This window comes from Oxalobacteraceae bacterium OTU3CINTB1, assembly GCA_024123955.1.
Taxonomy (GTDB): Bacteria; Pseudomonadota; Gammaproteobacteria; order Burkholderiales; family Burkholderiaceae_D; genus Rugamonas.
The window spans coordinates 4267155-4282511 of the sequence record CP099652.1 but is presented as its reverse complement, the minus strand read 5'-3'; the positions used below and the strand labels follow the sequence as shown (position 1 = coordinate 4282511).

The 15357-nt window shown below is 68.2% G+C and carries 12 protein-coding genes; 7 read left to right on the top strand and 5 right to left on the bottom strand.

Translation table 11 applies throughout. The features are described from left to right. Window positions 1-42: 42 nt before the first annotated feature. The 4 genes from NHH73_18455 (at window position 43) to NHH73_18440 (ending at window position 8732) form a co-directional block, all read left to right on the top strand. On the top strand, window positions 43-2793 hold the full coding sequence (locus tag NHH73_18455; protein USX24592.1) for a PEP-CTERM sorting domain-containing protein: 2751 nt from the start codon (window positions 43-45) through the stop codon (window positions 2791-2793). Window positions 2794-2936: 143 nt separating this feature from the next. Next, entirely contained in the window at window positions 2937-3413 is a 477-nt protein-coding gene (locus NHH73_18450; GenBank protein USX24591.1) for a hypothetical protein, read from the top strand. Beyond that, window positions 3385-5721 carry a hypothetical protein gene (locus NHH73_18445; GenBank protein USX24590.1) on the top strand — a complete coding sequence of 779 codons (2337 nt, stop codon included), beginning with the start codon at window positions 3385-3387 and terminating at the stop codon, window positions 5719-5721. The genes NHH73_18450 and NHH73_18445 overlap by 29 nt, the downstream gene beginning before the upstream one ends. A 254-nt stretch (window positions 5722-5975) precedes the next feature. After that, complete coding sequence (locus NHH73_18440; protein USX29776.1) at window positions 5976-8732, top strand: hypothetical protein; 2757 nt, start codon at window positions 5976-5978, stop codon at window positions 8730-8732. Window positions 8733-8809: 77 nt separating this feature from the next. Here the strand turns inward: NHH73_18440 and NHH73_18435 are convergent, their stop codons facing one another. The 3 genes from NHH73_18435 to NHH73_18425 all read right to left on the bottom strand — a co-directional run bounded on the left by NHH73_18435 (window position 8810) and on the right by NHH73_18425 (window position 11525). Beyond that, a complete protein-coding gene (locus NHH73_18435) occupies window positions 8810-9799 on the bottom strand; it encodes an HD domain-containing protein (protein ID USX24589.1) in 990 nt (329 codons plus the stop codon). 17 nt (window positions 9800-9816) lie between these two features. Continuing rightward, window positions 9817-11007: a pyridoxal phosphate-dependent aminotransferase gene (locus NHH73_18430; protein USX24588.1), complete on the bottom strand. Its 1191-nt coding sequence runs from the start codon at window positions 11005-11007 to the stop codon at window positions 9817-9819. A 68-nt stretch (window positions 11008-11075) separates the two neighbouring features. Next, window positions 11076-11525, bottom strand: coding sequence for a putative toxin-antitoxin system toxin component, PIN family (locus NHH73_18425; GenBank protein ID USX24587.1), 450 nt, complete (start codon window positions 11523-11525; stop codon window positions 11076-11078). A gap of 38 nt (window positions 11526-11563) precedes the next feature. Between NHH73_18425 and yaaA the strand changes: the two genes are divergently transcribed. Further along, a complete protein-coding gene (gene yaaA / locus NHH73_18420; protein USX24586.1) occupies window positions 11564-12334 on the top strand; it encodes a peroxide stress protein YaaA in 771 nt (256 codons plus the stop codon). A gap of 57 nt (window positions 12335-12391) precedes the next feature. On the opposite strand, the gene NHH73_18415 is transcribed toward yaaA, so the two are convergent. Next, window positions 12392-13192 (bottom strand): outer membrane protein assembly factor BamD, encoded by an 801-nt coding sequence (locus NHH73_18415; protein ID USX24585.1) that lies wholly within the window; start codon window positions 13190-13192, stop codon window positions 12392-12394. An 89-nt stretch (window positions 13193-13281) separates the two neighbouring features. Between NHH73_18415 and NHH73_18410 the strand changes: the two genes are divergently transcribed. Beyond that, window positions 13282-14313, top strand: a complete 1032-nt coding sequence (locus NHH73_18410) for an RluA family pseudouridine synthase (protein ID USX24584.1) — start codon at window positions 13282-13284, stop codon at window positions 14311-14313. Next, entirely contained in the window at window positions 14310-15101 is a 792-nt protein-coding gene (gene pgeF, locus NHH73_18405; protein USX24583.1) for a peptidoglycan editing factor PgeF, read from the top strand. The genes NHH73_18410 and pgeF overlap by 4 nt, the downstream gene beginning before the upstream one ends. Window positions 15102-15118: 17 nt before the next feature. Here pgeF and NHH73_18400 read toward each other — a convergent pair whose 3' ends face one another. Next, window positions 15119-15346, bottom strand: coding sequence for a hypothetical protein (locus tag NHH73_18400; GenBank protein ID USX24582.1), 228 nt, complete (start codon window positions 15344-15346; stop codon window positions 15119-15121). Window positions 15347-15357 lie beyond the last annotated feature (11 nt).

The following is a 15357-nucleotide window of genomic DNA, read 5'->3' as shown; positions in this document are numbered from 1 at the left end:
ATATAATTGCAATTCCCTGCAATCAATTATCGGACACCTCCCATGACGACTACGCTGCCATCGCACCTGAAAAAAAACCTGGTCCCGCTGTTGCTGGCCCTCTCCGTGAGCCAGGCCTACGCGGCCGATATCGTCTACACCGGCGCTGACGGCGCCTCCGGCCTGATCGGCGCGACGCCCGGGCAGCATGGCGGGGCCGGTGGCGCCGGCGTGCCGTTGTCGGCCGTGCTTGGCCAAGCCCAGCAGTCGCTGACGCTGACGCTATACGGCGGCACCGGCGGCACTGGCGGCACCGGCGGCGTACGTTCCGATACTATCTTCGCCGGCAACGGCGGCGCCGGCGGGTTCGGCGGAGCGGCCAGCGGCGTCATCGCCACCAGCACGTCGGCCGCGCTCGACACGGTGGTGGCGACGCTGGTGTACGGCGGCCGGGGCGGATCGGGCGGCGCGCCCGGCGGGTTGGCGGAAATGCTCGACAACGGCGATATCTACGGGCCGTTCAATCCAATCTACGGCGCTACCGGCATTGGCGGCATCGGTGGCGCAGCCAGCAGCTCGGCTTCGGCGGTCGTGGGCGGCGCCGCCTCGGTCGACGTTACGGCACTGGCCGTCGGCGGCGTCGGTGGCAGCTTGGAAGGCCCGGCGGGCATTTTCGGCGGCGGCGGTGGCGCCAGCGCCACCGCCTACGGGCAATCGGACACCGGCAAGGTCCGCGTCCGGGCCGAAGCGCGCGGCGGCGACGGCGGCCAGCCGACGGCCTTCCTCGGCAGCGGCGTCGGCGTCGGGGCAGACGTCGAGCAGATCAACGCAGTGTCGGGGCGCACGAGCGGCGAGCTGACATTGATTCAGCGCGCCGTCGCCGGCCGCACCGGTCCAAGCTGGCCCGCCGACCCATCCAACCCCGTGCCGCCCGATGGCGTGCGCAGCGCCAACGCCCGCTCTGCGCTCACCTTAAGCGACGCCACGGCAGCCAGCGTCGTCGCGCACGTGTCGGCGGTGGGCGGCGACGCCAGCCTGGCAATGAACTTCAGCTATAGCGGTGGCGCCGGCTCGGCTTTGCTGGACCTGACATCGACCGCCGCCGGCGCGGCCGTCGACGGAACGGTCGAGGCGTTCGGCGGTACCGGCAGCGTCTACGTCGGCGGCGGCGAGGGCGGCATGGCCGACGCGGTCGCCGTGCTGACCGGACTGGCCGACGTGCGCGGCAGCGTAGCGGCCTACGGCGGTAGCGGCGGGCCAACCACGTTCGGCGGCAACGGCGGCGCCGCCACTGCCTCGTTGACGATCTCGGCGCAGGGCATGGCGCGCGGCAGCGCCACGGCCACGGGCGGCCAGACGGGCGCCGAGAACAACTACTACCAGCCGAGAATCGGCCAGGCGGGTGCGTTTGTGGTGCTGGCCGGCGCCGGCGCGCAGGGCGCCGCCACCGCCGTGGGCAGCAGTGCGATCAGCCGCCTGACCGCGCGCACCAGTGGCGCGCAGGGCGTCGATGTGAGCGCCAGCGCGCACGGCTACAGCGACGCCGGCGTGGTGGTGGAATCGGGCGTCGGCCCGTCGGCGGCCGGCACTGCCAGCGTCAGGGCGCGGGTCGATGCCTCGAGCGACGCTTCGAGCTACAGCGCGGCGACCACCGCCGCGCTCGACGTCACCGCCTCGGGCGACATCGACGGCGTCAGCCAGGCGCGTTCGGGCGACGCGCTGTGGGGCTGGTACGGTTCCCCGCCGTCGGCCGGGAACGTCACCAGCAGTGCGCGCGGCGTCACCAGCGGCAACCATGCGGTGGCGATCCGCGCCATCGCCCGCGCCGGGGAAACCGGCTTCCTTGAGGGCTACCCGCTCATGAGCGCCGGCGCCAGCGCCACCGCCTTCGGCCAGTCCGGCGGCGGCGTGGTCGACGTCTCGGCCGAGGCGCGCGCCAGCGGCGGCATCAAGGCCGATTTATGGAACGCCTACGGCGCGGCAAGCGCGTCGGCCACGGCGGTCAACCTCGCGCGCGGCGGCCGCGGCATCGCCCGCGCCACCGCCTGGGGCGGCGACGCCCAAGCGCTGGCGACGGCCAGCGGCGTCGGCGCCAGCGGCGCCATACGGGTGAGCGGCGCGGCCGGTCCGATCGCGGGCGACTGGCCGGCCATCATCCAGTTCAGCGCGACGAGCAAGGCGTCCGGCGCCAATTACTACGACGCGGCCGGATTCCAGCTGGCCGGCCATGGCGGCGCCGGGCAGGTGGTGGTCTCGAACGTCAGCGCCGGCCCGGACGCGGTCGGCGACATCGCCGGACTCGGACCGGTCGTGACGGCTGCCGTGACTTCGGTGGCCGGGGTCGGCATGCAGGCGTTCAGCTCCGACACGGCCGCCCTGGGGAACGATGGGGGGCTGCCGGGGCCGACGCGGCTGACGGCCAGCGGGCAGTTCGGCTTCGACGGCATCGCCGGCCAGCACCTGCTGCTCGGTTTTGTCTCGGCCTCGTTCGCCGACGGCTTCGACACGCTCGAGCTGTCGATCACCAACAACGGCGTCGGCCTGTTCTCGCGGCTGTTCACGTCTGCCGATGACGCCATGCTGTTCCTTAACGACAAGGTGCTCGACCTCGGCCTGTTCGGTCCCGGCGCGCAGGACGTGCGGGTGTCGTCAACCTACTCGTACTTCCAGCCCGGCGCGTTCGCCTTCAACTACCTGGTCGGCACCGGTGCCGCCGTGGCGCCGGTGCCGGAACCGTCGAGCTGGCTGATGCTGGCGCTCGGCCTGGGCACCCTGGTGCTGGTGGCGCGGCGCCGGACAACCCGGCGGCCTTGAGCCGCTGAATTGTCCATTGATAAATAATTTTATGACATTGTAAATTATCCAATTTAAATAAGATAAGATGGCATTCTTTGCAATGGTCGGGGTGGCGGTCAAGCCGCCCCGTTTGTCTATAAAACAACTTCAGGGTCAGATCAATGAAATTATCGCAGTCATGCACGTCGTTCCGTCATTCCTCGCGCTACATCGCCGGCATCGCGCCGCTGTTGTTGTCGCTCCTTGTTAGCCAAGCCTGCGCGGCCGACCGCACGGTGACCGGTCCCGGCGGCGCTGTCGGCACGCCAGGCACTGCCACCACGCCCAACGGTGGCGCGGGGGCCGCGGCCCGGGACTTGACCGACACGTCGCTGACCGTCGGCGCGTTCAACCGCTTGACCTTGACCGGCGGCAACGGCGGTATCGGCGGCGCCGGCCTGGCGCCCGTGGTCCTCAATCCGGACGACCCGGATTGTGTCAATGACGGGCTGTGCTTTTACGGCAACGGCGGCCTTGGCGGCAATGGCGGGGCCGGTGCGGCCGCGCTCGGGCGCGTCAATGCGGTGTCCGTGACCGGTGCCACGCACGCGGAAGCGAACGTGCGGCCGCGTGGGGGCTGGTGCCCAGCTCAATTCTGACCTGACGCTGAGCAATGGCGGCGTCGGCGGCAACGCCTCCAGCGTGGCCAACAGCGTTTCCGTGTCCGGGGCGGCATCGGCCAGCGCCTACGCCACCGGCGGCAGCGGCGGCGACACGGACGCGTGGCTTGCCGGCCGGGGCGGCGACGGCGGCAAGGCCACGGCCCGCGCGTCGGCTTACTCCGGCACCGGCAACGTGTCGGTGCTGGCACAGGCGACCGGGGGCAATGGCGGCGGCGCCAACAATTACCACGCGCCAGCCGGCGCCGGTGCGGCGGTGTATCTGGAAAACATGGTGGCCGGCGCGACCCGTGGCGTGTTGTCGCTGTTGCAGCATGCGATCGGCGGCAACGGCGGCGCGATTTCCAACGGTGCCGGCGGCCCGCCTGACATGCCGGCACAGCCAGTCAATAACGCCGGCGGCAACGCCGCATCGTTATTGCGGCTCAGCGACGGCCAGGCCAGTGCGCTGAGGGCCACCGTCACAGCCAAGGGCGGCAATGCCGGCGGTAAGGTCGGCACCGCCAGTCCGGCGGCTGGTAACGCGCGGGCCGAGCTGTCGCTGACATCGACCCGCGCCGGCAGCGACGTCGAGGGCAGCGTCAAGGCCATCGGCGGCGACATTACCGAGGGTGATTATTATACGCTGGGCGGCGAGGCCGGCGCGGCCACCGCCATCGCCATGCTGACCGGCACGGCGGCGGTGTCGGGCTCGGCCGAGGCACTCGGCGGGCAGTTCGGCGCGGGCTCCGGCGGGCCGGGCAACACGGCTCGGGGCGCCAGCGCCACCAGCCTGTTGACGATCAACGCCGGCGCCCTGGCGACCGGCAGCGCGCGCGCGGTGGGCGGCCAGATGGGCGGGGCGCTTGCGGGCTGGAAGTATGAGGACGGTGACGCCAGCGCCACGCTGGAACTGGTCGGCGCCGGCGCCAGCGGCGCCAGCTACGCACGCGGGCGTAGCGCCAATAGCAGCGTTAACGTCACCACCACTGGCGCGCGCGCTGTCAATGTGGAATCGCGGGCAATCGCCGGCCTGGAGGGTCTCGGCGGGCGCGGCAGTGAAGGCGACGCCAGGGCGAGCACGGTGGTCAACGCAGGCACGTCCGGTGGCCGCGCCGCTGTGACGGCCGGCGCCTACGCGCTCGGCACGGACGCCCGGCAAAGCGCGCGGGCCAACCTGAGGATCGACGCCGGCGGCGACATCGTCGGCACCGCCCAGGCGGAAGGCGGCGTCTTCAAGTACTTCCAGAACGTCAGCGGCGAAGCCGAGTCGATCGCCCGGGGCGTCACCAGCGGGGCGCACTCGGTTACCTTGACCGCGCTGGCGCGCAGCACGTACGTGCCGGATCGCTTTACCGGGAACGCTTTTGGAAAGGCCACCGCCAATGCGTATGGCGCCTCCGGCAGCGGCGTGGTCAAGGTCGCGGCCGAGGCCATTAGCGGCATGAACTACTACCAGGGTCCGCAGCTGTCGTCGGCGCGCGCCGTGGCCGTGACGTCGTCGCTGGGCGGCGTGAGCGACGCCAGCGCCCGCGCCCGGGGCGAGCAGATGGAAGCGGTTGCCATCGCCAATGCCGTTGGCGCCAAAGGTAGCCCGGTCGGCTTCAGCGCGACCGCGACCGGCACCTTCGCACAGGGCGCGGCCGTGGCGTCGAACCGCTTCGACGCCGCCAGCTTCGCATTGAATGCCGGCGGTGGCGTGGCCGGAGAGGCTCAGCTGCACACCTACGCCGGCGCGGCCCCGGCCGATGGCGCCGGCCTCGGTTTGAGCGCGTCCGCCGCCGCTGCGATGACGGAACTGTACGGTGTCGGCATGCATGGCGCCTCGGGCGCCGTGGACACCTCGCTGCCGACGTCCACGCTGGCCGGCACCAACATCAGCGAGTTCCAGTTCACCTCGGCAGTTGATCAACATCTGCTGCTCGCCTTCCTGGGCGCGGGCGGCACCGGCTTCGACGCGCTCGACCTGTCGATCAGCAGCCATGGTAACTTGCTGTTCAGCCAGTCGTTCACGTCGCTGAGCGACGCTAACCTGTTCTTCACCGGCAAGGTGCTCGATCTGGGCATGTTCGGCGCCGGTGCGCAGGACATCGTGGTGCGCTCGTCGCTCGCTGGCGCCGCATATGGCTACGCGTTCAACTATGTGCTCGGCGGTGGCATCGGCGGCCTCGGCGAGCTCGGCAACCCGACCGGCGGCGTCCCCGTGTTGGCCGTTCCGGAAGAGTCGAGCTGGATGATGATGATGATCGGTCTGAGCGGACTGGTGATCGTGGCACGCCGCCGCAAGTCGGCCGCCGCGCGCGCGTAATGTAGCGCATCGCTGGTTTGCTCAACTTCAGCGCGGCGGTTCGGCGCTGAAGTGAACCTTTCAGGCCGGCCCCTTTCGGGCCGGCCTGTTTTACGTTGGCCGTTACAGGCTGGCCTGCGGGCCCCGGATCCGCTTCATGCCGAAGCGGATCGCGGCCGGGCCAGCGCCTGCCGGGAAAATTTAGTGCATTGCAAATTTACTAATCATGATAATATAATTGAAATTTCCAAAAATCAATTATCGGATCTCTCCCCATGACAACTACGCTGCCGTCGCACCTGAAGAAAAAACTGGTCCCGCTGTTACTGGCGCTTGCTGTCAGCCAAGCCTACGCGGCCGATGTCATCTACACCGGCGTGGACGGCGCGTCCGGCCTGATCGGCGCGGCGCCCGGGCAGCACGGCGGCGCCGGCGGCGCCGGCGGCCCGTTGTCGGCCACCCTCGGCCAGGCACAGGCGGCGCTGACGTTGACGCTGTACGGCGGCGCCGGTGGCGCCGGTGGCGCCGGCGGCGCGCGTTCCGAGACTGTCTTCGCCGGCGACGGCGGCGCCGGCGCCTCGGGCGGATCGGCCAGCGGCGCCATCGCCACCAGTACGTCGGCCGCGCTCGACACGGTGGTGGCGACGCTGGTGTACGGCGGCCGCGGCGGCATGGGCGGCGCGCCCGGCGGGCTGGCGGAAATGGTCGACAATGGCGATGTCTTTGGGCCGTTCAACCCGATCTACGGCGCGTCCGGCGTCGGCGGCAACGGTGGCGCCGCCACCAGTTCGGCCTCGGCGATCGTCGGCGGCGCCGCCTCGGTGAGCGTCACGGCACTGGCCGCCGGCGGCACCGGCGGCGGCTTCGGCGGCGCGCGGGGCTGGTCCGGCGCCGGCGGCGGCGCCAGCGCCACCGCCTACGGGCAATCGGACACCGGCAAGGTCGGCGTCACGGCCGAAGCGCGCGGCGGCGACGCCGCCGAAATGCTCAGCGTGCTACAGGGCAGCGCTGGCGTCGCGGCCGACGTCGAGCAGGTCAACGCGGTATCGGGGCGCACGCGTGGCGACCTGACATTGGTTCAGCGCGCCGTCGCCGGCCGTGCCGGCGCCAGCGGCGTCGACGATCCTTATAACCCGGAGCCGCCCGATGGCGTGCGCAGCGCCAGCGCCCGCTCGGCGCTCACCTTGAGCGACGCCACCGCCGCCAGCCTGACCGCGCGCGTGTCGGCGGTCGGCGGCGATGGTGCCCAGGCATTGAACTTCAGCTATGCCGGCGGCGCCGGCTCGGCCTTGCTGGACCTGACATCGAGCGCGGCCGGCGCCGCCGTCGACGGCACGGTCGAGGCGTTCGGCGGCAGCGGCAGCATTTACGTCAGCGGCGGCAGGGGCGGCATGGCCGACGCGGTCGCCGTGCTGACCGGACTGGCCGACGTGCGCGGCAGCGTTGCGGCCTACGGCGGCAGCGCCGGGTCCTCCGTATTCGGCGGCAACGGTGGCGACGCGACTGCCTCCTTGACGATCTCCGCGCAGGGGATGGCGCGCGGCAACGCGTCGGCCACCGGCGGCCAGACCGGCGCCCAGAGCAATTACTATCTGCCGACTATCGGCTCGGCCGAGGCCGTCGTGGTGCTGGTCGGCGCCGGTGCGCAGGGCGCCGCCACGGCCCAAGGCGGCGGCGCGACCAGCCGCCTGACCGCGCGCACCAGCGGTGCGCAGGGCGTCGATGTGGCCGCCGTCGCGCGCGGCTACGCCGACGCCGCTGTGGTGGTTGAATCGGGCGTCGGTCCGGGGGCGGCAGGCACGGCCAGCGTCAAGGCGCGGGTCGACACGTCGAGCGATGATTCGAGCGGTAGCGCGCCGACCAGCGCCACGCTCGACATCACCGCCTCGGGCGACATCGACGGCGTCAGCCAGGCGCGCTCGGGCGACGCGCTGTGGGGCTGGTACGGTTCCCCGCCGTCGGCCGGCGTGGTCGCCAGCAGCGCGCGCGGCGTCACCAGCGGCAACCACGCGGTGGCGATCAGCGCCATCGCGCGCGCCGGCGAGACCGGCTTCATCCTCGGCATCCCGCTCAGCAGCGCCGCCGCCAGCGCCACCGCCTTCGGCCAGTCCGGCAGCGGCGCGGTCAACGTCTCGGCCGAGGCGCGCGCCAGCGGCGGCACCCGGGTCGATCCGTGGAACGCCTACGGCGCGGCGAACGCGTCGGCCACGGCGGTCAACCTCGCGCGCGGCGGCCGCGGCAGTGCCCGCGCCACCGCCTGGGGCGGTGACGCCCATGCGCTGGCGTCGGCCAGCGGCGTCGGCGCGCGAGGCGCGGTGCGGGTCAGCGGCGGCGCCGGTCCGGTGCTCGGCGACTGGCCGGCCAGCACCCAGTTCAGCGTGACCAGCAACGCGTTTGGCGCCAACTATTATGACGCCGACGGCTTCCGGCTGGCCGGCCACGGTGGCGCCGGGCAGGTGGTGGTGTCGAACGTCAGCGCCGGTCCGGACGCGGTCGGCGACATCGCCGGACTCGGGCCGGTGGTGACGGCGGCCATGACCTCGGTGGCCGGGGTTGGCATGCACGCGTTCAGTTCCGACACGGCAGCGCTGGTGCCGGATCCGTGGATGCCGGCGCCGGCGCTGCTGACAGCCAGCGGCCAGTTCGCATTCGATGGCGTCGCCGGCCAGCACCTGCTGCTCGGTTTCGTGTCGGCCTCGTTCGCAGGCGGCTTCGACACGCTCGAGCTGTCGATCACCAACAACGGCGTCGGCCTGTTCTCGCGGCTGTTCACGTCGGCCGACGACGCCATGCTGTTCCTTAACGACAAAGTGCTCGACCTCGGCCTGTTCGGCGGCGGCGCGCAGGACGTGCGGGTGTCGTCGACCTACTCGTACTTCCAGCCGGGCGCGTTCGCCTTCAACTACGTGGTCGGTTCCGGCGCCGCCGTCTCGGCCGTTCCCGAAGAGTCGAGCTGGATGATGATGATGATCGGTCTGAGCGGACTGGTGATCGTGGCGCGCCGCCGCAAGTCGGCCGCCGCGCGCGCGTGATGTAGCGCATCGCAGGTTTCGTGAAGTGAGCGTTTCAGGCCGGCCCCTTTTTGGGCCGGCCTGTTTTACGTTGGCCGTTACAGGCTGGCCTGCGGGCCCCAGATCTGCTTCATGCTGAAGCGGATCGCGGCCTGGTCCTCGCTGAGGGCCTCGGCGATGGCGCGGCGGTCGCCGGCGGCCAGGCGTTGCTCAGCCGGCGGCAGCGCCTGGCCGGTGGCGTCGCGCAGGCAGTGGATGTGCAATTCGTCGCCGCCGGCCAACCGGTGGCTGACGACGCCGACTTCGCCGGTGGCCAGCCGCACCAGGCAGCCGGGCGGGAAGTCGCCCAGCTCGCGCTGGAAGTGCAGGGCCAGCGCCGGATCGACCGGCGAACCCTTGTCGTCCATCAGATTGCGCAGCGCCTGGTCGGGCAATACCGAACGCCGGTAGTTGCGCGCCGACACTTGCGCGCAATAGCGGTCGGCCAGGCTGAGCAGCTTGGCGTTGAACGTCACCTGCGGACTGGCGACGCCGGCCGGATAGCCGCTGCCTTCATCGTTTTCGTGGTGCAGCAGCACGCACGAAATCCATTCCTCGTCCTCGATGCCCGCACACTTGAGCATATCGGCGCTGTCCTCCGGATGGCGGCGCACGATGGCCATCTCTTCCTTGCTCAGGCTGTGCTTGTTCTGGAAGCTCTCGTGGTCGCGCAGCATGCCGACGTTCATCGTCAATGCGGCGGCCGTGAGGGTTTCGGTGTCGGCGTCGGTCTTGCCGAGGCTGCGCGACATGACGACAATCACCACCGCCGTCTCGATGCAATGGCGCACCGCGTAGCTGCCGGCGATCTGGCACAGGAAAATGCAGGCGAGGGCGATGTCGGGATTCAGATCGACCGCGCGCACCACCTCGCGGGCGATGTCGCGCAACTCGCTTTCGGCGTCGTGTTCGTTGCGCAGGTTTTGCAGCAGCCGTTCCAGCCGCCGGTTCGACACGTTGAGCTGGTGCAGCACCGACGGCGGCGCCGGGTGGGGCGCCAGCGCCGCCGAGGCGACGCCCGGCAGGTCCAGGTGTTTGGTATCGGCCATGATGAAGGTCCCCGATTTTATACTTTGGCCAGCCGCTCCAGCGCGAGCGCCAAGGTCTCGTCTTTTTTGGCGAAGCAGAAGCGCACGATGCCGGACTCCTTGCCTTGCTGGTAGAACGCCGACACCGGTATCGCCGCGACCTTGATCTCGGTGGTGAGCCACTCGGCGAACTCGGCCTCGGTCCGGGTCGAGATCTTGTCGTAGCGCACGCACTGGAAATAGGTGCCGTCGGCCGGCAGCAGCTCGAAGCGGGTGCCGGCCAGGCCGTCGCGGAACAGGTCGCGCTTGCGCTGGTAGAACGCCGGCAAGGTCAGGTAGGGCGCCGGATCGGCCATGTAGCTGGCCACGCCATGCTGCATCGGCGTGTTGACGCTGAAGACGTTGTACTGGTGGACCTTGCGGAACTCGGCCGTCAGTCCCGGCGGCGCCGCCACGTAGCCCAGCTTCCAGCCGGTGACGTGGTAGGTCTTGCCGAAGCTGGAGACGACGAAGGCGCGCGCGGCCAGCTCGGGGTGGCGGCACACGGATTCGTGGCGCTGGCCGTCGTAGACCATGTGTTCGTAGACTTCGTCCGACAGGATCAGGATGTTGGTGCCGCGCACGATGTCGGCCAGCGCGTGCATGTCGGCGCCGCGCAGCACGCTGCCGGTCGGGTTGTGCGGCGTGTTGATAACGATCATCCGCGTCTTGCCGCTGACGGCGGCGGCCACCTTGGCCCACGGCACCGTGTAGCCGGTCGTGGCCATTTCCATCTGCACGCCCACGGCCACGCCGCCGGCAAGATTGATCGCCGGCACGTAGCTGTCGTACACCGGCTCGATGACGATCACCTCGTCGCCCGGATGCACGCTGCACAGGATGGCCGTGGTCAGCGCCTGCGTGGCGCCGGCGGTGACGGTGATGTCGGTGTCGACGTCGTATGCGTGGCCGTACAGGGCCGCTATCTTGGCAGCGATGGCGTTGCGCAACGCCGGCGCGCCGCTCATCATCGGATACTGGTTGAAGTCGGCCAGCATGGCGTCGTTGACGGCTTGCAGCAGGCTGCGCTCGCACGAAAAATCGGGGAAGCCCTGGCCCAGGTTGACGGCGCCGGACTGCGCGGCCAGGGTCGACATGCGCGTGAAAACGGTGGTGCCGACGGCCGGCAGGCGGCTGGTCAGGGGCGGCGTCAACGGAATATCGGTATGGAGATCGTTGCGGCTATTCATGGCGGCTGGAGAGTGAACGGATGACCTATTCTAGCTCAGCGAGCACGCTTTGGTGTTGCGTAAAAAATCTATCGTTCGAGTCGCCACGCCTCCGGCACCACGACCTTGAACATGCCCGCCTTTGCCAGCCGGCGCGCCAGTTTGAGCAGCGCCTTGTCCTTGGTGATGAGCACCTCGGCGCCGGCGTCGCGCGCCACCTCGAGGAACTTTTGATCGTCCTTGTCGGTGCAGACGGGCAGGCGAATACCGGACTCGGCCGGGGCGACCACCTTGATCAGCGCGTCGAAGCGGGCCGCCGCCAGCGGCCGGCTGGCCTCGTCGAGCGGCAAGTGCGAATAATGCAGCACGATGTTGTATTCGTCGCGGCAATCGGCGCGCGTGACGGCCTCGACCGCGCCGCTTTCGAGCGCGGCCAGCAGGTCGGCCCAGCGCGGATCTTTGAACACGAACAGGTCGAGGCAGACATTGGTGTCGATGACGATGCGGGCCGGTGCGGAATTTGGTGGAACAGGTATCATGTCGGAAGTATGTTTATTTGAAATTGAGTTTAAATCTTATGCTGATAGTGCTTTCCCCCGCCAAAAGTCTCGACCTGGAGACGCCCCCGACCACCAAGCTGCACTCCCAACCCGCTTTCCTCGACCACTCGGCGCAACTGATCGCGCGCCTGCGCGAATTTTCGCCGGTGCAGATCGGCGAGCTAATGGATCTGTCCGACAACCTGTCGGCGCTCAACGTTGCCCGCTACGCATCGTGGACGCACGACACCGCCGAGGGCCGCCAGGCCGTCATGGCCTTCAACGGCGACGTCTACGGCGGCCTGGAGGCGCGCACCTTGACTCCCAAGCAGCTGGACTACGCGCAATCGCATATCCGCATCCTGTCCGGCCTGTACGGCATGCTGCGTCCGCTCGACCTGATCCATCCGCACCGGCTCGAGATGGGCACGCGCCTGAGCAACCCGCGCGGCAAGAACCTGTACGACTTTTGGGCCGACACCATCACCAAGGCGCTCAACCAGACCGCCGGCGAGCAGGGCGCCGAGAGCCTGGTCAACCTGGCGTCCGAGGAATACTTCAAATCGGTCAAGCCAAAACTGCTCGACGTGCCGGTGATCACGCCGCAGTTCGAGGACTGGAAAAACGGCAAGTATAAAATCATTTCCTTCTACGCCAAGCGGGCGCGCGGGCTGATGGCGCGCTACGCCGCCGTCAAAGGCATCACCGATCCGCAGAAGCTGAAGAAATTCGATGTCGACGGTTATGCGTTCGACAAGAAGGATTCGACCGACGGCACCTGGATTTTCCGCCGCAAGGTCGCCGCGTAAAAAAGTGTAAAGGGGTCGGGCGCCAACAAAAAACCGGGATCGCGTCCCGGTTTTTTGTTAATTCCAGAGTTTCCACCAGTGACGTTCGGCCTTTTTGCCTTCGTCGAGGAAGGTGCTGGTTGGATAGTTCAGCTTGAACACGCGCATGGTATCGTCGCGCAATTCCGTCATGCCCAGCTTGTCGTAGCTGCGGATCATGATGAACAGCGCCTCTTCGATCGCCGGCGAGTCGCGGTAGTCGCTCATGATGCCCATGGCGCGGTTGGCCGCTGCCAGGTAGGCGCCGCGACGGTAGTAGTAGCGCGCCACGTGCACCTCGTACGACGCCATGGCGTTGGTCAGATAGCGCATGCGGTCCAGCGCGTCCGGGGTATACTTGCTGTTCGGGAACTTATCCACCAGCTGCTTGAACGCCGCGTAGGCTTCGCGCGTCGCCTTCGGGTCGCGCTCGGTCGTGTCCTGGGCGTAGATGAAGTTCAGGAAGCCGATCTGGTCGTTGAAGTTGATCAGCCCGCGCAGGTAGTACATGTAGTCGACATTGTTGTGGTTCGGGTGCAGCTTGATGAAGCGCTCCACGGCCGCCAGCGCTTGCGCCTGGTCTTGCGCCTTGTAGTAGGCGTAGGCGATCTGCATCTGCGCCTGTTGGGCGTAGGTACCGAACGGATAGCTCGATTCCAGGCGCTCGTACAGCTGAATCGCGCGCTCGTAGTGGGCACCTTCCAGTTCTTCAGTCGCCTCCGAGTATAATTTCGAAGCTGTCCAACCTTTTGTCTCGTCAACTTTATCCGAGAAAATGCCGCAAGCGGACAAACTAAGCAGAACCAACGTTGCTGCGACTACCGATAATTTTTTTTGCATATGTTTTGCAAGAAGCTGTTTAACCAAAGTTTTACAATAGGCTGATTATAGCCGATGGGAATGCCGTGATATTAACTCCAAAGCCGAATTTGGCCGAATCCTCCTCCGATCATGAATCCGACGCCGACCTGCCCGCAGAGCTCGAAGTCCAGGATGGCGACTACGGCGACGACGATGACGGCCTGGCTCCGATCGAACTGGAACTGACCCCGGAAGCGTGCGGCCAGCGCCTGGACAAAGTCATTTCCAGGCTGGTGCCGCAGTTTTCGCGCGGCCGCCTGCAAATGTGGATCGACGACGGCTTCGTCACGGTCGACGGCAAAGTAGCCAAAAGCAACAAGGACACGGTCTACGGCGACGAGAAGATCGTCATTCTGCCCCAACCGGCGCCGGAAGACGAGGCTTTTAAACCGGAAGCGATGGAACTTAACATCGTTTATGAAGATGAGCACCTGATCGTCATCAACAAACCGGCCGGCCTGGTGGTCCATCCGGGCGCCGGCAACTGGTCCGGCACGCTGCTCAACGGCCTGCTGCACCACTGCCCGCAACTGGCCGGCGTGCCGCGCGCCGGCATCGTCCACCGCCTCGACAAGGACACCAGCGGCCTGATGGTGGTGGGCAAGACGCTGCCGGCGCAGACCGATCTGGTGCGCCAGCTGGCCGCGCGCACCGTCAAGCGCGAGTATTTCGCTTTGGTGTGGGGCACGCCGCGCGTTAGCGGTACTATTGACGCATCGATGGGGCGCCACCCGAAGGACCGCATCAAGATGGCGGTCTCGAACAACTTCTCCGCCAAGCCGGCCATTACGCACTACGCGTTGCTGGCCAGCGGCGATCTGGACCGTCGCCCCGTCAGTCTGATGCAGTGCCGCCTGGAGACGGGCCGCACGCACCAGATCCGCGTCCACATGATGTCGATCGGTTTTTCGCTGGTCGGCGATGTGATGTATGGCAAGCAGCATCTGGCCAGTGTCTTCCCGCGTCAGGCCTTGCAGGCCCGGCGCTTGGGCCTGGTGCACCCGGCCACGGGCGAGCAGTGCGAGTGGCTGGTGCCGCTTGCCGAGGATTTCGCCGAGCTGATCGCCAAGGCCGGCATTGAGGAACCGGAACAAATTTGAACGCAATCCATCAGCAATGGTTGATGCCGAAATGGCCGGGCCTGCCCGCCAACGTCGGCACCTTGTCGACCACGCGGCGTGGCGGCGTCAGCCCGCCGCCATATGACGACGGCATGGGGCAGGGCGGCATGAACCTGGGCACCCATGTCGGCGACCAGCCGCACAACGTCGCGCGCAACCGGGAAATCCTGCGCGCGATGCTGCCGTCCGATCCGGCCTGGCTCACGCAGGTGCACGGCACCGCCGTGGTCGATCTGGCTACGCTGGCGCCGCAGCAGGTGCCCGAGGCAGACGCCAGCGTCAGCAACGTGCCCGGCAAGGTGTGCGCCATCATGACGGCCGATTGTCTGCCGGTGCTGCTGTGCGACGCCGAGGGAAAGGTGGTCGGCGCCGCCCATGGCGGCTGGCGCGGCCTGGTCTCCGGCGTGCTGGAAAATACGGTCGAGTCGATGCGCGCGGCCGGCGCCGGCGAAATGATGGCGTGGATGGGGCCGGCAATCGGCGCCTACCAGTTCGAGGTCGGTCCGGACGTGATGCAGGCCTTCCTCAACGGCGCGCTGGACGACTCCGGCGTGCGCCATGTGACGGCGGCGTTTTCTCCCATCGAGGGCAAGCCGGGCAAGTATCTGGGCGACCTCTACGCGCTGGCGCGCTACCTGCTGCACCGGGCCGGCGTCATGCAGGTGCATGGCGGCGAGTACTGCACCGTCTCCAATTCGGGCCGGTTCTATTCCTATCGGCGCGATGGCGTCACGGGCCGTCAGGCCTCTTTGATCTGGCTCAAATGAAGCGACGCGGCGCCGGCTTAGTGTTCGCCTCTGGCGTCCGCCTCGCTGGCGGCGCGCGCGTCCCGGGCCGCCTGTTCTTCGGCGCGGCGGCGCGCCTTGCGTTTGCCGGTGCCGGCGATATATATCAATGTGCCCAGCGGCAGCACGCAGTAGAACAAAAACGTTACAATTCCCGCAACGACGGTGGGCTCGGTGAGCGCCATCAGTCCCACGACATAAATCCAAGCAATCGCAACGATCAGCATAACGAGTTCAG